General features: G+C 68.3%; 19 protein-coding genes and 2 pseudogenes. 11 read left to right on the forward strand and 10 right to left on the reverse strand.

Annotated features, from left to right (window positions below; all coding sequences use genetic code 11):
• Positions 1-91: 91 nt before the first annotated feature.
• Positions 92-553, forward strand: a complete 462-nt coding sequence (locus tag ACFYY1_RS28595; RefSeq protein WP_388590712.1) for a hypothetical protein — start codon at positions 92-94, stop codon at positions 551-553.
• Between the two features lie 763 nt (positions 554-1,316).
• On the opposite strand, the gene ACFYY1_RS28600 is transcribed toward ACFYY1_RS28595, so the two are convergent.
• On the reverse strand, positions 1,317-1,757 hold the full coding sequence (locus tag ACFYY1_RS28600) for a hypothetical protein (protein ID WP_388590714.1): 441 nt from the start codon (positions 1,755-1,757) through the stop codon (positions 1,317-1,319).
• Between the two features lie 107 nt (positions 1,758-1,864).
• Positions 1,865-2,059, reverse strand: coding sequence for a hypothetical protein (locus tag ACFYY1_RS28605; RefSeq protein ID WP_388590716.1), 195 nt, complete (start codon positions 2,057-2,059; stop codon positions 1,865-1,867).
• A 163-nt stretch (positions 2,060-2,222) separates the two neighbouring features.
• Between ACFYY1_RS28605 and ACFYY1_RS28610 the strand changes: the two genes are divergently transcribed.
• Complete coding sequence (locus ACFYY1_RS28610; RefSeq protein WP_388590718.1) at positions 2,223-2,573, forward strand: 5-carboxymethyl-2-hydroxymuconate Delta-isomerase; 351 nt, start codon at positions 2,223-2,225, stop codon at positions 2,571-2,573.
• A 144-nt stretch (positions 2,574-2,717) separates the two neighbouring features.
• On the opposite strand, the gene ACFYY1_RS28615 is transcribed toward ACFYY1_RS28610, so the two are convergent.
• Positions 2,718-3,497, reverse strand: a complete 780-nt coding sequence (locus ACFYY1_RS28615; RefSeq protein ID WP_388590719.1) for a hypothetical protein — start codon at positions 3,495-3,497, stop codon at positions 2,718-2,720.
• Between the two features lie 1,909 nt (positions 3,498-5,406).
• Here ACFYY1_RS28615 and ACFYY1_RS28620 point away from each other — a divergent pair.
• A complete protein-coding gene (locus ACFYY1_RS28620) occupies positions 5,407-6,366 on the forward strand; it encodes a hypothetical protein (RefSeq protein ID WP_388590721.1) in 960 nt (319 codons plus the stop codon).
• A 156-nt stretch (positions 6,367-6,522) separates the two neighbouring features.
• A complete protein-coding gene (locus ACFYY1_RS28625) occupies positions 6,523-6,954 on the forward strand; it encodes a DUF5959 family protein (protein ID WP_388590723.1) in 432 nt (143 codons plus the stop codon).
• 4 nt (positions 6,955-6,958) lie between these two features.
• Here the strand turns inward: ACFYY1_RS28625 and ACFYY1_RS28630 are convergent.
• Both ACFYY1_RS28630 and ACFYY1_RS28635 read right to left on the reverse strand, forming a co-directional pair.
• Positions 6,959-7,748, reverse strand: a pseudogene (locus tag ACFYY1_RS28630) (IS5 family transposase); the annotation flags it as partial.
• A 158-nt stretch (positions 7,749-7,906) separates the two neighbouring features.
• Complete coding sequence (locus ACFYY1_RS28635) at positions 7,907-8,221, reverse strand: CPCC family cysteine-rich protein (RefSeq protein WP_388590724.1); 315 nt, start codon at positions 8,219-8,221, stop codon at positions 7,907-7,909.
• 311 nt (positions 8,222-8,532) lie between these two features.
• Here ACFYY1_RS28635 and ACFYY1_RS28640 point away from each other — a divergent pair.
• A pseudogene (locus ACFYY1_RS28640) lies at positions 8,533-8,859 on the forward strand (IS5/IS1182 family transposase); the annotation flags it as partial.
• 116 nt (positions 8,860-8,975) lie between these two features.
• Here the strand turns inward: ACFYY1_RS28640 and ACFYY1_RS28645 are convergent.
• Positions 8,976-9,473 carry a winged helix-turn-helix transcriptional regulator gene (locus ACFYY1_RS28645; protein ID WP_388590725.1) on the reverse strand — a complete coding sequence of 166 codons (498 nt, stop codon included), beginning with the start codon at positions 9,471-9,473 and terminating at the stop codon, positions 8,976-8,978.
• A gap of 104 nt (positions 9,474-9,577) precedes the next feature.
• Between ACFYY1_RS28645 and ACFYY1_RS28650 the strand changes: the two genes are divergently transcribed.
• Positions 9,578-10,222: a dihydrofolate reductase family protein gene (locus tag ACFYY1_RS28650; protein ID WP_388590727.1), complete on the forward strand. Its 645-nt coding sequence runs from the start codon at positions 9,578-9,580 to the stop codon at positions 10,220-10,222.
• A 423-nt stretch (positions 10,223-10,645) separates the two neighbouring features.
• Complete coding sequence (locus ACFYY1_RS28655; RefSeq protein WP_388590728.1) at positions 10,646-10,783, forward strand: hypothetical protein; 138 nt, start codon at positions 10,646-10,648, stop codon at positions 10,781-10,783.
• A gap of 106 nt (positions 10,784-10,889) precedes the next feature.
• On the opposite strand, the gene ACFYY1_RS28660 is transcribed toward ACFYY1_RS28655, so the two are convergent.
• Positions 10,890-11,501 carry a TetR/AcrR family transcriptional regulator gene (locus tag ACFYY1_RS28660; RefSeq protein ID WP_388590730.1) on the reverse strand — a complete coding sequence of 204 codons (612 nt, stop codon included), beginning with the start codon at positions 11,499-11,501 and terminating at the stop codon, positions 10,890-10,892.
• Between the two features lie 46 nt (positions 11,502-11,547).
• On the opposite strand from ACFYY1_RS28660, the gene ACFYY1_RS28665 reads away from it, so the two are divergent.
• The gene (locus ACFYY1_RS28665) at positions 11,548-12,012 is read left to right on the forward strand and encodes an SRPBCC family protein (protein ID WP_388590732.1); all 465 of its coding nucleotides are present in this window, start codon (positions 11,548-11,550) and stop codon (positions 12,010-12,012) included.
• Between the two features lie 152 nt (positions 12,013-12,164).
• Here the strand turns inward: ACFYY1_RS28665 and ACFYY1_RS28670 are convergent, their stop codons facing one another.
• Positions 12,165-13,076 (reverse strand): acetylxylan esterase, encoded by a 912-nt coding sequence (locus ACFYY1_RS28670; protein WP_388590733.1) that lies wholly within the window; start codon positions 13,074-13,076, stop codon positions 12,165-12,167.
• Between the two features lie 339 nt (positions 13,077-13,415).
• Between ACFYY1_RS28670 and ACFYY1_RS28675 the strand changes: the two genes are divergently transcribed.
• Together ACFYY1_RS28675 and ACFYY1_RS28680 are read left to right on the forward strand one after the other, a co-directional pair.
• On the forward strand, positions 13,416-14,003 hold the full coding sequence (locus ACFYY1_RS28675) for a histidine phosphatase family protein (protein WP_388590735.1): 588 nt from the start codon (positions 13,416-13,418) through the stop codon (positions 14,001-14,003).
• 214 nt (positions 14,004-14,217) lie between these two features.
• Complete coding sequence (locus ACFYY1_RS28680; protein WP_388590737.1) at positions 14,218-14,694, forward strand: DUF6924 domain-containing protein; 477 nt, start codon at positions 14,218-14,220, stop codon at positions 14,692-14,694.
• Positions 14,695-14,894: 200 nt separating this feature from the next.
• On the opposite strand, the gene ACFYY1_RS28685 is transcribed toward ACFYY1_RS28680, so the two are convergent.
• On the reverse strand, positions 14,895-15,710 hold the full coding sequence (locus tag ACFYY1_RS28685; protein WP_388590738.1) for a S8 family serine peptidase: 816 nt from the start codon (positions 15,708-15,710) through the stop codon (positions 14,895-14,897).
• Here ACFYY1_RS28685 and ACFYY1_RS28690 point away from each other — a divergent pair.
• On the forward strand, positions 15,670-15,969 hold the full coding sequence (locus ACFYY1_RS28690; protein ID WP_388590739.1) for a hypothetical protein: 300 nt from the start codon (positions 15,670-15,672) through the stop codon (positions 15,967-15,969). The two genes, ACFYY1_RS28685 and ACFYY1_RS28690, sit on opposite strands and share 41 nt — an antisense overlap.
• 359 nt (positions 15,970-16,328) lie before the next feature.
• Here ACFYY1_RS28690 and ACFYY1_RS28695 read toward each other — a convergent pair whose 3' ends face one another.
• Complete coding sequence (locus ACFYY1_RS28695) at positions 16,329-17,069, reverse strand: class I SAM-dependent DNA methyltransferase (protein ID WP_388590740.1); 741 nt, start codon at positions 17,067-17,069, stop codon at positions 16,329-16,331.
• Positions 17,070-17,413 lie beyond the last annotated feature (344 nt).

Raw genomic sequence — 17,413 nt, forward strand, 5'->3', positions numbered from 1 at the left:
GCTGGGGGCTGTTGGATCCCTCTCCGCGCCTACCGCTAGAGTGCGATGCTTGTTCGATTCGCCGTGAGGCGGATGGGGAGGGGGAGAGGTTTTGAGCTCACAACTGAGAGATACCGCTGTTGAGTTGGCGGAGGTCTTGTGGCGGGAACACACGGTCTACCGGGAGCGGTCCGGCGGTGTGGTCATCCGGGGTGAGCATGTACGGCGGTGGATCAGCCTCGCTCCGGCGGGCGGCCGGGACGAGGTCCTCGTACGTGCGGGGCGCATCTTGGACGGCGGCACTACCGCTCCGGCGCGTTCGGAGGCCGTGGTGCCCATCTCTGCCGGTACAGGAGTACTCGCCGCGACCTGCCGTCGCCTGCTCGCCGAGGCGGCGGCCGATGCGGCTCCGGTCCCGCCGGGGCGTGCAGCACCCGGGCGGTCCAAACGCTTCGGGAAGGCCGCGCGTCCCAAAGGCAGAGGGAGGCACACCAGTTTCGGTTCATGGGTGATCCTCGCCTGTGTCGCCGGTGTTGTTGCCCTGTACGTCTACCGCACCGCGATCCAGGGCTAGGCACTGTTGCGCGGCTTCATTCAGGACCCAGCTCTTGACGCCTCCTGTACGGCTACGACACCGCCAGGCCGCCGCATCCCGCCGCCGTGAACAGGATCGCGCCTTACGCGCAGCACCCGCGGTAGGCGGTCCCGTCAGTGACTCCGGCACCGCCCGCCGAGGCGAACGGACCCGGATCGCAGCATCTTCCACCGCCACGGCGATCTGCTCCAGCAGTTCCAGGCCGTCGTAAGTCAGTCACAGGCTGCCGACGGTCACGGAGTCACCAGCGCGCCCATGCAGGTAGATCTCGCACATGCCAACGGCGCAATAGCTGGCTCACTGCCCGGATCTGCCAGTTGGAAGACGTACTGCCACGGCCTCTCGGCGAGCAGGGCCGGCGAGTTGAGCGATGTGGATGGCGAGCGAGCTGTTCTCGCCCCTGCACGCAGGCTCTCGCCGTCCGGATCCACCGGAGACACCGCACCGCAATCGACTCGGGGGCACGCTTCATCAGCCGACAGGGTTCACGTGTGTCGAGGTTCTGCCTCGCATTCCGGCCGAACTGCTTCCAGGGCTGACCCGTCGGTCGTGCGGCCTGCGGCCCGAGCGGCAGCACGGGCTGCGGTTGGTCGAAGCGTTGCCCGGCCCCGAAGTCCGGGTCCCTCAGGCTTCCGGTGGCGGTGGCTGTCCAGCGGTGAGCTTCCCGGCCGCAGCGACCCGGCGCCGCGAACCCGAAGGCGCCATGCGTTCTGGAGGCGTCGCTGACGGGATGCATACGTCGTCACGGAAGGTCGGTGCGGCCCCACCAGTTCGGCCGTATCGGTACTCCGTCCGCATCACATTCCACCGGCGGTGTCGAGGTCGGAGCCGGCACCGCGTCCGCCGGCTCCGACTCCGAACCCGGCTCCGGCTCCGGTGGGGTCGCGTGCGCCGGCGGCGAGGCCGGTGCAGCGCTGTCGTCCAGCAGCTCCGCCACGGTGAACCGCGTGCTGAAGGACTGCCAGGCGCCGTCGATCACCAGAAGGAAGCCGTCGCTTTCCCGGAAGAGCCGACGGCGCTTCGGACTTCTAGGGTGCTCCGGGGTATGCCTCCGGGCACGCTGCTCCAGCTCCACCAGAGCCTCTTCGCGTGTGCCGTCCATATGCGTCAGCACGTATGCCTCCCCGTGCTTGCGCTCCCCGACACCCACGGTCGTCTCCATGACCAGTCCCCAGATCGTCATGCTCCCGCCCCTCCCGTTCGAATCAAGAGAGAGCCTAAGTAAGCATGGGGCCCGGCCTTGACGTAGGTCGGGATGTCCTGCCCCTTCGAGCCCGGTCTGCCCGGCGCTCACAGGGACGAAGGCCACATTGACGCGGTCGAGACCGGACCGGCGGCCCTCAGCGCCCCGGTCATCGACAGGCTGCCGCACGAGCACGACAGCACTTCGGATACCTCCTTGAGTCGAGTATTGACGTCGACACCAGCACGGCTCACGCCGGTCGCATCCGACCAGTCGAGGGAATCATCCAGCGCTGCGGACACCGCTGTCTCCTTCAACTCCAGGCAATCCCGGAGGTCTCCGGGCATCCGCCTGCTGCCCCGCAGAGGTTCGGGCGTGATCCTGAGCGGGGCGGTGGCGATCGGTTGAGCCGGCCTCCGTAGGGTGGGAGCTGATCATGTGATCCCATCCGAGGAGTTGTCCGCCATGCCGCAGATCACCGTCGACTATTCCGGCCTGCTCGACGCGGCCTTCGACCGCCCGGCCTTCGCGCTCGCCCTGCACCCGATCGTCGTCGATACCGTTGACGCCCGCCTGGAGGCCTGCAAGACCCGCTTCCGTCAGGTCGAGGACTTCACCGTCGGCAACGAGACCGAGGGGCATGCCGTCCTGCACGTGGAGATCGGCCTGCTCCACGGCCGCACCGACGCGACCAAGACCCGTCTCGCGGCCGCCGTGCTCGCCCTGGTCGCCGCCCAGGTCAAGCCAGTCGATGGCGTCACTCTGCACCCCTCTGTCGAGATCCCCGACCTGGACGCATCCTACCGATCGAGCTGACTCACCCGCTTCCCCAGCACGACGAACCGGCCGTCTACCCAGCTCCCCGGCCACTGTCCAGGAGAACACGCCCGGCCGCCTTGCTGGGGATACCCGGGGCATACGACTGAGGCTCGGGGTCAGCCGGACGGGTGCCGACAGGTATCAGGGTCCGGACAGGCTGTCGAGCCAGCCGTCGTTGGTGTCCCTGCGCCGCGAGCGCGCCAGCTCGGAGACGTGTCGTGCCTGGGCAGCGGACAGCCGTCGCATCTCCCACAGCAGCTCCGCGGCGTCCACGGCCTCCGGGGACGGCGAGGGTGGTTCCTCACGCAGGAAAACGCCCGTCAGCGCGGCCAGTTCGGCGGCGTCGATCCCCAGCAGGGTGGCGAAGTCCGTCACCAAGCGCGGGGTCAGCTCCTTGCGACCGGCTCCGATCACGCCGTAGGTGGACGCCGACAGATACGTGGGAGTCACGAACGCCAGCGCCTTCGCCATGCCCATCCAGTTCAGGTTGCGGAACTGGAGCATGCGGACGACCCGAGCGCCCGGACCGCCGGCGACGGGTACCAGCGTCTTCGGGGCGAAACCGGAGCGACGTTCCTCCTGTGGTAGTGAGCGGATCAGCCGGAGAACTTCACAGCGCCCCGCTGCGGGCAGGCGCACCGCATCCGTCACCGTGCTCGCCGTCCACGTCGCGGCCGTGGCATCCAATGGGGCCAGGTCTTCCGGGACCTCCCACCCCGCGAGAATGAACAGATCGACAGCGTGCAAACCCAGCGCAGATGCAAGCCGTCGGAGCAGCATCTCGCCGGGGCTCTTTCCCGCGAGCACTGCTTGGACGTCGTTCGTGGCCGTCCCGGCGCGGACGGCCAACTCCTGTGCGCTGAGCTCTCTGTGGTCCAGCAGCCACGTCAATATCGCGCCGAACCCGGGATGCTCCGTCATGCCGACATGCTAGGCGTTCTGTTCGGATCGTCAGGTGCGGCTGGGGACAGAGCACGTAGGCACTTGACTGAACGCATGCTCGGACGCGAGCCTTGCGATCAAAATTGGGGCGGAGGCGACCACGCCGCGAACCAGGAGTGGGTGCGTTGCCCAAGTGATCGCGTTCCTGATCGATGTGGTGGGGGCCTCTTGGTCTCTGATTTCGGTGGGAGACGACGGGCAAGGGCTCAGACTCGCTCCTTCGCTGAGGGTGGTGAGGTCGTCTTCGAGGCATGCTTCCTTGGCGATCGCCCGTATTGCAGTCCTGTCGTAGTCTTCCTCGCGGCGTCCAGGAATGCCCTGCACATGCGATATTTGACCGGGGCGCTCGGAGCAGAAGCGGCTGGGCTGAACACCGGCGTTGCTCACTGACGTGGAGGGTCAGCGGGCAGGTCAGATGAAGATGCCGGCCACGTGGAGTCCAGCTAGGTGAATGGCGGCTGTCGTTTCGTAGCGGATGGCAAGGCCGCGCGACTGCTCCAGCCGGTTCTTGCACCACTCGACAGGTTGCGTTGCTTGTACTCGTTGCGGTCGAAGGCGGGTGGTCCGCGGCCGCGACTGCCAGGTGGATCTTCGTGGTCAGTCCGCTGCGGGACCGGCCGATGGCGCGATCACCGGGCTCACCGTCCGTAGCCCCCTTTGTGAGCCCCGGCCGCATGCTGGTCAGCTCGGGCCAGCAGTGCGGTGAACACCCGCCCCCGACCTCTCCGCTTCGGCCTGCGATTCGGTAGCAACGGCTCAATCCGCGCCCACTGCCCATCACCCAAGGACACACTCGGACCGATGATCAGATGATCTGAGCGAGACGGTCTGGCCGGAAGAGCGAGTACGTCGTCGGCTTCCATCCGGATGGATTGCCCCGACCGCCTGTCCTCGGACACCGTAGACAGCTGAGGTGAGTGCACAGGGCACCGTGGAGATGGGTAGGCAGCTGACAGTCGAGGTCCTGCTCATCATTCAAGGCTGTTCAAGGGGTAATTCTTCTCACTTGGTCAGATCACCCGATCGGTGGGAATGCGTGGCCCGCTGACGTCGTGCCAGTCCGGTTGCTTGGCGGGTGATCTGGCCCCGGGACGGCCGGTATTCAGGGGCCGCCGAACGGCAGCACCGATGTCGGACCAGTCCCGAATCCCCGCTGGGGAACGGTGCTCGCGCTGGTCGCAAGGCGAGTTTCCCGGTCAACTGGGCCGCCTGACGCGTACGGTGGGCTCGACGAACACGCCCCGCCCGTAATGACGGGAAAGCGCAGGCGGCAGGGACATGGCACAGGAGGAAGAGCGGGATGACGCAGGCCGCGGCGAGTGAGTTGGACGATCGGGTCCTGGGACGCAGATGGACTGTGCGCCTGGACCCCGCCGGGCGAGGCAGTTCAGGAGTGCGTGTCTCGTGCAGTCGCCCAGCCTGCGCTGAGCAACGCCTGCCGGCCACGGCCGCCGGCCGCGCGGCCGCGGTCGCCCACCTCAAGGCCCACCTGAAGGCCGCTACGCCGCCTCGGGCCGAGGCGTACTGCGCGTGCAGGGCGGAGAGTTGCCACGCCCACATCCGTCCCACCGACCGGCAGATGCGTGCCCAGCCCTGGAGGTGCGGCGGGGCGACGGTCCTGGCCGTTGTCACCGACCGGGAGGGCCGCTGGTGGCAGGCCATGGAGTGCTGTTCTCGCTGCGCGGCCGCCACTCCTGGCGCGACAGTCGTCTCCACTGCCCCCGCCGCATCCGGCTCGGTGGCGGGCCCGCCGGCCGCTGACAAGCCTCCGTCGGCCGCTCCTGCCGGCGTGCCACAGTTCTCCGACCTTTCCTCACCTGCAGTCGGTAGGCACCCGGTGCCTGCTGCCCGCCCCGCCCCTGCGGGGCGAACCCGTTCAAGCAGGAAGATGATCGCGCAGCGCCTCATCCCGCACAATCTGCAGCCCGTTGTGCTGCGCGACGAGCTGGTCGAACTCGGGGACCTGTTCCGTGCCTACCAGGAGCGCCCCGAACCCGACCTGGGGCTCCTCGCCGACCTCCATGAACGCAAGGCACGCGCCTTCCTGGCCTGGGCCGATGTCACCGACGACATCAATTTGCGGCTGGAGGCGCGGCGGGCCGAACAGGCCGCGGTTGCCGCCCGGTTCCAGCAGTTGCAGCGTACCGGCCACAGCGCGGACGGCGATGGGCCGACGGTGGCCCGTCTGCTGACGGTGCCGACGCAGTGGGAGCACGCACGCTCTGTCCTCGCGCACGTGGCCGACCACAGCCCGCTTCCGGGCCCAGAAGCACGGCTGTTGGCGGTGATGCTGACCCTGCGCACCGCGCATGCCGGTACCGGAAACCTCGTCGGGCAGGATGTCACGACGATGGGCCTGACCGATCCGGAGGGCCTGGTCGGGGAGCTGACCTGCTGCGGCTGGTTGGCCATCCCTGGCACCATCGGTGACCTGCTCGCCTCCCGGCCGGAGAACCCCACTACCGTCACTGTGCCCTCCTTGGTGCCCCATGAGGACGGTTCCGGACCGTTCACGTTCGGCAAGAAGATGCGGCCCAAGCTCAGCGGTTGGGCTCAGAGAGTCATCTCGGAAAAGAAACTCCGCAAGGCCAAGGCCCCCGCGCCCGCCCGTCTGCTGGCGATGACGTTGGCGACCCAGGCGAGCAGCGATGGTCGACTCGGTCCCAGCGGTCGGGGCATCGCTCGGGAGTCCCTCACTGCCTGGGTCCCGGTGGATCCCGAAGAGCTGCAACGCCTGGTCGACCAGTTGACCAGAGCGGACTGGCTCACCGAAGCCACCCTCACCGACACCCATTTCACCGGTCGGTTGAGCGAGCGCGTCCTTCCGCTCACTTGCCCACTTCTGTAGCCGGTCCGGTCCGGACCGGCCGGGCATCGAACCCGTTCGGGCGCAGCAGCGACGGTCCCCCTCCGGGCTAAGAACTCCTGGCGAAATGGAGTGGCGGACGCACGCGTGACAGGGTGACGATCTCTCGGTACTCGCTGATGGAGGGGCAGGGCAGTTATGGGAGACATCGTTCCGAGGGAGCTCATCTCCCTCGCCGATGACGAGGGGAACAGCGTCACCGTCAACGTTCTGGGGTGTGATCCCAGGTGGGGTGCCGGGCTCGACGCCGAGATCGTGGTGAGGACGCCCTTCGTGTCCGGGAGTATCGATTTGGTGCTGTCCGCCTCGAAACTGGCGAGTTGGGCGGACGCGCTGAACAGGCTCGACGCCGGCGAGGACGTTGCCTGGATGGAGTGGGACAGGGGGCCGTCCATCTGGATCCAGCTCTGCGGCGAGCGTGACTGTCCGGAGGTCGTGGTGGAGGACGAGTCGGGTTCCATGGTCACCGTGAGAGTGCCGGTCGTCCCGCCGGACGACTGGATTGCAGATCACCAGCAGCGTTCGCACCGGGTGATGGCGCACTGGGTTCCGATGCTGTCGGCGAGTTGAGCAACCGTCGCCAGCAGATGAGTGCGCATCCGAGCACGAGGAGGGCTTCGTGGATGTCGTCGCGGATCTCCCAGCGGATCCGCAGGTGGCGGAACCAGTGCAGGTGTGCGAAGGCGCGCACGACGACCCAACGTTGAGTGCCGAGGCCGGAGCCGTGCTCGGTGCCCCGGCGGGCGATCACCGGTTTCACCCCGAGGCTCCAGACGAGGCGCGGTACTTGTCGTGGTCGTAGCCGCGGTCGGCGAACAGGCGCCGTGGCCGGTGACGGGGCCTGCCGACCAGGCCGCGAATGCGGGGGATGGTGTTCAGCAGGGACATCAACTGGGTGGCATCGTGCCGGTTTCCGCTGGTCAGTGACACCGCGAGGGGCGTCCCACGCCGATCGGTGATCAAGTGGTGCTTGCTGCCAGGGCGGCCGCGGCCGACCGGTGAAGGTCCGGTGTGAGCCCCCCTTTCAGGGCTCTGACGTGGGAGCCGTCGATCGCGGCTTCGTCCATCTCGAGCAGTCCGGTCTTACGGAGTTGTGCCAAGAGGAACTCGTGCAGGCGTGGCCACACGCCAACCTCGGTCCAGTCCCGCAGACGCCGCCAGCAGGTCACTCCGCTGCAGCCGATCCTCTCGGCCGGTACGTCGGCCCAGGTCACACCCGTGCGCAGGACGTAGACGATCCCAGGCAAGGCAGCGCGGTCATCCGCCGGCAGTCGGCCTGGGCACCGTTGACGCCTCGGCGGGCGGGGTGGGAGCAGCGGGGCGACACGCTCCCACAGATCATCAGACACAAGATCATCCGACACCCGCAGAAGTCCGCCGTCCACCAACCCAACTGCCAAGCCCTGAGCCAATCTCATGGCTCTGCACGAGGCTACAGCTACCACGACGGCTGTTCCGTTCTGCATAGTCGCGGTGGCGGAAAAGGCTGAGGACGATCTCCGGTGTGGACCAATTCCTGTACTCAGATGCGACGCCGGTTCGGGCGTGAACGCCACCTACCTGGGCCGCCGTTGGCTGCCGATCTCGGATCTGTTGCCCTTGTTGTGGTGACGTACTGCGCGTAGCGACGACGTGCGTCGGTCAGGCTCTCCGCTCCGTTGGGGCCGCCCCAGACCTCGTCGGCGTTCGGGTCGTCCTGGCCATCGTCTTCCCAGCTGCACTCGTCACAGATCTGGAATTGTCCGCGGGCTTCCAGCGTCAAGAGCTTGCAACAGGGACAGGCATAAGGACCGCAGCCGGGTGGGCTGGCTCTGGGCGGTTCTTCAGGCGTTGTCACGCGTCGAGTGTTGCGTGATCCGCGAGGAAGCTCTGGGCTGGTCGCTCATTGTGAAATGATCAGTACGAGGCCGCGCAGATGGGCGGGGTGGCGGCACCCCGGCAGCAAGGCAGGCGCAGGTCTTGGCGATCACGGAGTTACGACGCTCTCCGATCACCGGCGAGGCCAGTGCCTGTACTGCCATCATGGCTTGGCCGAGCCGATCTGGAGCCCATTCGCCACCCTGCTGCCTGAGCGATCTGCGTACGCGCCGCCCCATCCGCTGGGATGCCACCGCCCATGCATCAGCGACCGGATCGTCCTGACGACCTGGGCCGTTGCCCGACGACATCATCGTGCGCCTGGGCACCGACTACGACGCGGACAAGACCCGCGCTCCGCTCAACGAGCGCGGCCTGTGCGGACGCATCGCGTGCAAGGAGGAGAAGGCGCCCATCCAGGTCAGTCAGCGTTGGCATGCCGAACGCACTCACGCCTGGCAGAACGCTTTCCACCGGCTCGCCCGCTGCTACGAGCGGCGCACCACCGCCCTCGACGCATTCTTCGACCTCGCCGACACGGTCATCACCGTCCATAGCCTGATCCGGCGGGCATGGACCACCTACCGCTGGGAGGAACGCCCCCGATGCCGAGCTTGAACTGCCGCCTGTCCGCGCGGACTGCAAGGACCATTGTCAGGTCGCCCGCGCGGAAAGATGGGTATCGGCCAAGGACCAGTACTCCAGGCGCTCTTGATGATGGCCGGAGGGGTGTGTCAGTGCGCCTCGGTGAGTGCCTGCTCGTAGGCTGCCTGAAGGAGTTCGGAGGCCCGGGGATGGTTGGGGTTCGGGCGGGGAATGCCCAGGTGCACCTCGCGGAGTTCGTCCATGAGGTTCTCCCAGAGATGCGGGCCGCCGTCCTCCAAGAGGCGAGCGCGGACGCTGAGTTCGGGCGTGGTCGGGCGGTGCCGCATTCCCCAGGAGCCGAGCGCGACCATGATGGGGACGGTCTGGATGCCCGCTTCTGTGAGGCTGTAGGTCGCTCGACGTCCTCGTTCGGCCCGTTCCTGCGTGAGGAGACCGCCGGCGACGAGGGCCTTGAGACGGCTGCTGAGGATGTTCGACGCGATCCCCTCCTCGGAGTGGCTGAGCAGCTCGCGGAAGTGTCGGCGTCCGCCGAACACCACGTCGCGCAGGACGATGAGGCTCCACTGGTCCCCGAGTGCCTCCACCGCCGCGTTGATCGCGCATCCGGACCGCGGTTTGTCTCGCATGCCCACCTCCAGTGATTGCATTCTGCCATCACCGAGTCTAGGCTCGCCCACGGCTAGTGATTGCAGTTCGCAATCACATCGCTTCGAGGGCAGGGGTCCGTGCAATGTCCCGCGTGAGGGTCCACAACTTCTCCGTCTCCATCGACGGGTTCGCCACTGGTGAAGGGCAGAGTCTCGACGCCCCGTTCGGCCACGCAGGCACGCGGCTCCATGAGTGGTTCTTCCCGACCAGGACCTTCCAGCAGATGCTGGGCGAGCCGGACGGGAATACCGGGGTCGATGACGTCATCGCCGGTACCTGGGATGTCGGCATCGGAGCGGAGATCATGGGCCGCAACAAGTTCGGCCCCCAGCGCGGGCCATGGGAGAACAACGACTGGAACGGCTGGTGGGGGCCCAACCCGCCCTTCCATACCCCGGTGTTCGTCCTGACCCACCACCCCCGCCCCTCGGTGGAGATGGAGGGCGGTACCACATTCCATTTCATCGACGCCACGCCGCAGGAGGCACTGCGTCAGGCGCGCGAGGCCGCAGGCGGCCTGGACGTGAGGATCGGTGGCGGGCCGACCACGATCCGCGAGTTCCTCGTCGAAGACCTCATCGATCATCTGCACATCGCCGTCGTCCCGATCGTCTTGGGCCGTGGCGAGCGACTGTGGGACGGACTCGAAGGACTTGAGAAGCGCTTCCAGGTCGATACCGTGACAACCCCCAGCGGCGTCACGCACATGACCTTCACCCGGCGGTAGCGACCGCCCGCGCAGGCGGCAATCGGCCTCGGTCTCCTGCTCCGCACGCTCCGAAGACCGACAGGACGAACATCACTTCCAGGGACGGCACCACGTTCGCCCTCGACACGACCGGCCAGGGCGTGCCGCTGATCCTGATCGGCAGCGTCTTCAACGACCGCGCGACCGTGGCCGGGCTCGTTAGCACGATGGCATCGCAGGCACAGGATCTCCGGTGGTCACAGAGCGTCGTAACTCCGTGATCGCGGAGCCTGTGCTTGCCCTGTCTGTCAATGGGCCCCGCCCGTGCCGATCGGCGTGGCCTTTGAGTAACGGCTGACCAGGCTGTTCTATTGGGCCACCGTCGGGGCAATCGGGAGGCCCGGTCCAGGACGCGGACGAACGGCGGTCGCCGGTAGGAGCCACACCGGGGCCGGCAGGCCCATGAGGGCCAACGCCGACCTGCCGATCCTCGACAGCATCGCCTTCGGCTTCGGCTCCGACTTCGACAGGCTTGCCGGGGCGGAGCGCATCAACGCCGTCTGCCTGGGCATCATCGACCCCCCATGGTCAGCGACATGATTGCCAACGGGATCTCAGCCGCCTCGGTCCTCGGTGCTGCCGCGGATCGCTCAGGCCGTTCCGTGGCTGCGCAGCCCCGGGGGCTGCTTCGGAGACGGCGGCTCCGTCACTTGGAGTCGTAGTAGAACTGAAGGAATTCCTCCATCGCAGCGTCGACACCGGCGCGGTCACCGGTGGCGAGCAGGTCGAGCAGTAGGCCGCGGACGGTGGCGAGTCCCAGCCTGGCGCGGTTCCGGGCCACGGCGGGGTCCACACCCGCGGCGACCTCGGCGGCCATGAGCGGCTCAAGCCAGTTGTTCACGAGCCCTTCGAGGACCGGAGCGGCTTCGGGGCGGCCTCGCAGCGCCTGCCCGTAGATCTCGAAGAAGAGCCGCTCCTGACCGGCCAGTCGAGGGTCCGTCAGCTGCTTCCAGAGCAGCCTCGCGGCATCGGAGGGCGAGAGACCGGGTTCCAGGCGGAGCCGGGACAGCAGAGCAAGCTGGCGCTGCTCCGAGGTCCGGACGATCTCGACGAGCAGCTGTTCCTTGGAGCCGAAATAGTGGATCAGCATCCGGTGGCTGACACCGATCGCGGCACCCAGACCGCGCAGGCTCAGGTCCGCGAAGCCGTGTGCTGCGACGTAGTCGACGGCCGCGTTCATCAGTTGAGAGCGTCGGTCCCCGTCCGTGCCGGGCGCTGCCTTGTCGTCCTCGGAATGTGAGCCGTCCGTATTCACCACGTTGCGAGTGTACCAATTGGTACATGGCCTGTGTACCGTGTGGTACATGAAGCCTGTCACCGTGTCGATCGACGTACCGCAGACCCCCGAGCAGGTCTACGGTTTCCTCGATGTCATGGCCCACCACGAGCGATTCACCAACCACTACCTGACCGACTGGCACTTCAGTGGCCCCGGTCGCGGCGTCGGATCGTGCGCCAGGGTCACAGCCGCGCTGGGCGGCACGAAGACCGACGTCGCCATCGAGGTCGTCGAGGCCCAACCGCCTCGGCGGATCGTCGAGCGGAACGTCAGCGCTGCCGGCCGACGGCTGGCCCGTGGCACCTACACCATCGAGCCCCTGCGAACAGGCGGAAGCCACGTGTCGTTCACGTACGCCTGGGCACGTGCCCCGCTCGCCGACCACCTGCTGGCGCCCGTCGTCCGGGCCACCATGCGGCGCGCCAACCGTACGGTCATGCGACGCCTGGCCATCGAGTTGGATCGCCTCGTGTCCGCTGCCGGATCCTGACGGCGGTACGTGTCGGCTCTTCTGCCCGACGCAGGGCCCGAGACCCACGGCGTCCCGTCCCTGCCTGCACCCGTGATCGGACTGCCCGGTCGGGGCTCAGGCGCCGTGGGCGCTGGGTGGCCCCGCGCTGAACCCGGGATTGCCCCCGGCCCTCAGGCCATCGGGCCGGAACGCTGCAGTGCCGCGGCGTTCCGTTCCCAGCCGGACCACAAGGTGGCATCCGCGCAGTAGCCGCAGTCCGGGCCGAAGAACATCCGGCCGGCCGCTTCATCGCCCATCAGCCAATAGCGGAACCAGGCGGTGGCCGGGGCGCGGAAGTCCCCTCCGTCGCCGATCGAGTCGAGATGGCCGGCGCCCCGGACCTCACCGTAGACGGCGGGGACGTGGTCGGAATCCTGGTACATCGCCTTCACCAACGCCGGCCACACGATGTGGTCCTGCTGCCCGGCCAGATAGAAGACGGGCTCGTCCATCAGATCCGGATCGGTCAGGGGACCCGGCTGGATGGGAACAGCGGTGATCACCCGTGGATCGATCGCCGCATTGATGGCGGCCGCACCACCCTGCGAGTGACCGGCGGAGCCGATGTGCGCCAGATCCACCTTGTGGTAGTAGGGACTTGAACTGTCTGCGTTGCGTTGCTCCAGCACGTCGATGCCCAGGCGCATGCTGATCGCGTAGTTGGAGGTCGGCGTGTTTGCGGCAGCCACGATGAAGCCTTGACTCGCCCAGTGCCGCAGCAGCGAGCTGTACACGCCGGGCACCGCGCCTGTGCCGTTGCCCCAGATGATCACCGGATGGGATTCGCCGGACTGCCCCATGTTCTGCGGCCGGTAGAAGGTGTGCACGACCCCGACTTCCACACTCACGGCGTACGGCCCCGGTGCACCCCAGTCGGTGCCGACGGACGGGATGCCCACCGTGGCCGCTGGAACCGCCGACGGCGACCGAGCCGCGTCACTCGCCCCGACGGCGCCTGCGGACACTCCGGGCGCCGCACCCACCATCAACACGGCGGTGGCCAGAATCCCGCCAATCGTAAGCCGCCTTCTGATTCCCGACATGGCAACTCCTTCACGAATACGGCACGTTGCGCGTCCTCGCATCGTGACCAAAGCCATGATGAGATCTGGTTTCGCTCATGTCTGTCTGCAGGCGCACAGTCGTCACGCCGGATTGCTGGGCGTCTGCACAATGCCGCTGTACGTGGTTCAGGGGCGGACGTCGCTCTGACCGGCCGGCCCAGTGGCCTTCGCCCCGGCGCCAGGGTCACTCCTGCCTTTGCTCGAGGCCGCGCGGATGTCATTCCAGCCAGTGGACCGGCTGGGGCGGATGAGGATGCAGCCGAGGGTGGCGAGGAGCGTGTCGGCAGGTGTTCGAGTGATCGGCTACGGTGCGCAGTCATGGGTGAACTGATATTGATCAGGCATGGCCAGACCGCATGGAGTCTGTCGGGTCAGCACGCCGGCCGCACCGACATCCCGCTCACCGACGCAGGCGAGGCCGTGGCCGAGTCGCTCGCTCCTCGGCTTGCCCGACGCCATCTGGTCGCCGTGTTCAGCAGCCCGCTGAGCCGCGCCATGCGGACGGCCGAGCTGGCCGGCCTGACCGGCGTCCAGCCCGATCCCGACCTGATGGAGTGGGACTACGGAGCGTACGAGGGCCTGACCGCGGCACAGATCCAGGAGACGACGCCGGGTTGGGACCTGTGGCGGGACGGCGTGATTCCCGCCGACGCGGCCCATCCTGGTGAGGGGCTCCGGCAGGTGGCCGCGCGCACGGATGCGGTGCTGGACCGGATCCGGCCACTGTTGGACGACGGCGACGTCGCCGTCGTCGCCCACGGTCATCTGGCGCGCGTGCTCACCGTGCGCTGGCTCGGCCTCGACGCGTCCGCCGGCCGGTTGCTCGGCCACCCGCATCCGGGCACGCTCAGCTTCCTGGCCACCAAGGACGAGCAGCCCTTCATCGCCGCCTGGAACGTTCCGTAGCGGCAGCCCGGCGTCTCACGCCTGCTGTGAGAGGAACCGGAAGCAGATGAGCGCCGCGGCGATCTCGGTGCGGGCCAGGAAGTGTTCCGTCTCGTGCTTGTTGTTGCGGCGGCGATGGCGGTGGCGGCGGTGGCACTGCTGGTGTGTTCGCTCGGCAGACGGCCCATGAGAAAGTCGCGGCACGGCTCACCGATCACCACGAGGAGAGGGATCCATGGGAGCGTTGCCCGTTGCGACCCGCCGCGACGAGTTCGATGCCTTGGTCGTCAGGACCGACTACCACGACGACCAGGCGTGGCGGGAACTGGCGGCGGCGCTGCTGGAGCCCTGGGGAGACGAGCCGTACGAGGCACACATCCACTTCATCGACGATCCGGCCTGGTCGGGGGCGACCACCGACGAGGTACTGACAGCGGTCAGTACCGATGAGGACCTGTCCGTCGTCTTCCTTGCCGACCGGGTGAGTATGCAGGCCGAGCACCACCCGCTGCTGGCGGTCACCCTGCTGACACAGGCGGACTGCGTGGACGAAGAGGACTATGAGCAACTGACCGAGTTCGGCCGCGAGTTCCGCACCACCCCCGCAGGGGTCCACGAGGTCCATGCGAACCTGAGCATCGGCAACCTGGGCTTCGAGGAGTTCGCGGCATGGTCCCACGATGATCCCGAAGGGATCTACCGGCCCTGCTGAACGGGGCAACGGCTGTCGATGCCACGCACGGTGGCCCGGCCGCCGCAGCCAGGCTCGACGTGAACGCGTACGACGTCGTGGCCTCGACCGCGACCTGCCCGGGATCCACGGCGACAGGCTCTGCCAGAGCATCCGGTCCCCGGCCCGCCGCAGACCGCGCGCTGGGCGGCGCGCCGGTCATCACGACCCCCGAGGTCCGATCAGGCCTCCTGACGCGATAGTGCGGGCCGGGGTGCCGGGCCACGAACAGCCCGGCACCCCGGCCCGTGTCCGGTGCCCGTACCGCCTACGGCGCCGATCCTCCTGGCCGCCAGCCCCGACGGCGGGCCCGGGGGAAGGTGAACGCGGCGAAGCCCGTGATCAGGACGGCCACCCCCGGCGGCGGAGGTGATGGCGATGGCCGTGGTGCGGCCGGAGTGGGCCTCGGGAGGTGGCATGCGCAGGGCTGCCGGGTCCCAGGGGGACGGGTCGGCCGAGGGATCGGGGGCCGGGGCGGTGACGGCCGCTGCCGGGTCCACCGTGCCCGCGCCGACCAGCGCCTTGTCGGCAGGGAGGTGATACGCCGTCGCGGTGAGGCGGTCGGACAGCTGGGAGGGCGTCAGATCCGGGTGTGCGGAGAGGGCGAGCGCGGCGGCGCCCGCGATGAAGGCCGTGGCCAGCTCGGCGCCGTCGCCGGTGAAGCTGCCCGTACCGCCGGGGCCGACACTCATCACGGCATTGCCGGGCGCGGCCAGATCGGGCGCGGTGCGGGGCGCGAGCTTCTGATCCGGGACACCGCCCGGTCCGAGTGCGGCGACGGCCAGGACGTCCGGCAAAGCGGCCGGATAGGCGGCCGCGGCGGGGGCGTTCCCGGATCCCGTGACCGCGCTGCCCGACGCGTACGCCGGGGCGATCACCAGCGCGCCGTGGCGTCCCGCGTCACGGACCGCCGCGGCGAGCGCCGGGCTGCTCCGGGCCAGGGCGATCGGGACGTCGATGACCCGCGCACGGCGGGCGACGGCCGCGTCGATCCCCAACTCCGGCGACGTCCGGCATGTCGGCGGTGCACCGTCCTACTACACCGTCCACGCCGGGAGCAGTTCCGCCGGGGCGCAGCCGGCGAGCTTCACGATCGACCAGGTCGCCCACCACGGGCAGTGGGTGGCGGCACCGAACGTCAAGCTCGGTGGTGGGAGGCTGTCGGTCGTGCTGCACGACCGCGGCAAGGACTGGAACTCGCAGGGGTCCACGGACGCGCACCACGCGGCGGACGCGGTCTATGTGAACTGCAGCTGACGCGGGGCACTTCCGGACCCGCACCTCACGCCGGTCGAGCCCGGGTCCGACAGTGGCCCATGGGCTTCGGCCTGCTGTTGACCGTGGACGACGGCAGGCCGGGGCCTGAGGGCCGGAGGATGTTGTCACGGTGCCGAGTGCGCCGGCCGTGCTGGGAGCGACGGCCGGCAACCCCTGCTGACATTCGCCGTCCGAGCGGCGGCAAATCACCTGCTCGCGCGCGGGCGCCGCTCCTCCGTACACATACGAACCGGTCAGCATGCGGGCTCGTCGTCGCGGGCGCACCGGCAGCCACGCCTGGCCAGGCCAGGGCTTCCACCCCGCTGCTTCAGACGGTGCCGCCGGTGCGGAGGCCGACTTCAGACTGGCTTGCGCCACACGGAGATGTGCTTCGTGGAGTCCTGGGCGAACGGCGCCCCGTCCCAGTCCGCGACGCGACGTTCCAGCTCCAACCCAGCGATCCGTGCCATCAGGTCGAGCTCCGCCGGCCAGGCGTACCGGTGCCGGGAGTTGTCACGGCGGTAGCGGCCGTCGTCGCCTTCGCGGGTGAAGTGGTGCGAGACGAGAATCTGCTCGACCAGATCGAAGGTGTCGAGGCCGATATGACGCTCGGAGACGTCGAACGGCACCGCGATCTGGCCAGGCGGCAGGAACTGCAGTGGCGGCACGCCCAGCTCGACGACGAATCGGCCGCCGGGCTCCAGATGACGTGCGGCGTTGCGGAAGCACTCGACCTGCTCGTCCTGCGTGAGCAGGTTCGTGATGGTGTTGTAGACGAGATAGACCAGGGTGAACTCGCCTGGGACGACGGTGGAAGTCATGTCCCCGACGGTTACCGGGAGCTTGTCCTCGCCGATCTTGCGCCGCAGCACCGCCGCCATGTGCTCCGACAGTTCGATTCCCACTACCGGCACGCCGCGTTCCCGGAGAGGGACGCCCACTCGTCCGGTCCCGATGGCGAACTCCAGTGCCCGGCCGTCTCCGGCGAGCTCGGCGAGGAAGCCGAGAGTCGGTTCGAGAACGGCGGCCGAGGACATCTCGGTCTCCTCGGCGTCGTAGCGGTCGGCGGTCGCACGGGTCCACAGCTCACTGCTCGTCACGGACACACACTTTGCCGGGTGCCGAGGGGTGCTGTCGAACGGAATCACCTTCCAGCAGAGTCGATCACAGATCCGGGGCGCGTCGGCACAGATGCGCTGACCGTCGAGTCGCACGGGCCCGTGGTGTCACTGCCGAGCACGTGAGCTCGTACGACGGCCCCCCGTCCGTGCCATGGGACAAGCCCGCACATCTGCACGGAATTCCTGAGCCGGGAGGCTAAGGGCTGTCCCGTAATCCCTGGTGGGCGTGCGACGACGGCCACGGCACCTCGCCGCGTTGTCGGGACGCCCGAATACATCCAGTATTCGGGCGTCCCTCCGCCTTGCGATGCACCGCGTCCGAC

Origin of the sequence: Streptomyces sp. NPDC001890 (genome assembly GCF_042891445.1) — a bacterium.
Taxonomy (GTDB): Bacteria; Actinomycetota; Actinomycetes; order Streptomycetales; family Streptomycetaceae; genus Streptomyces.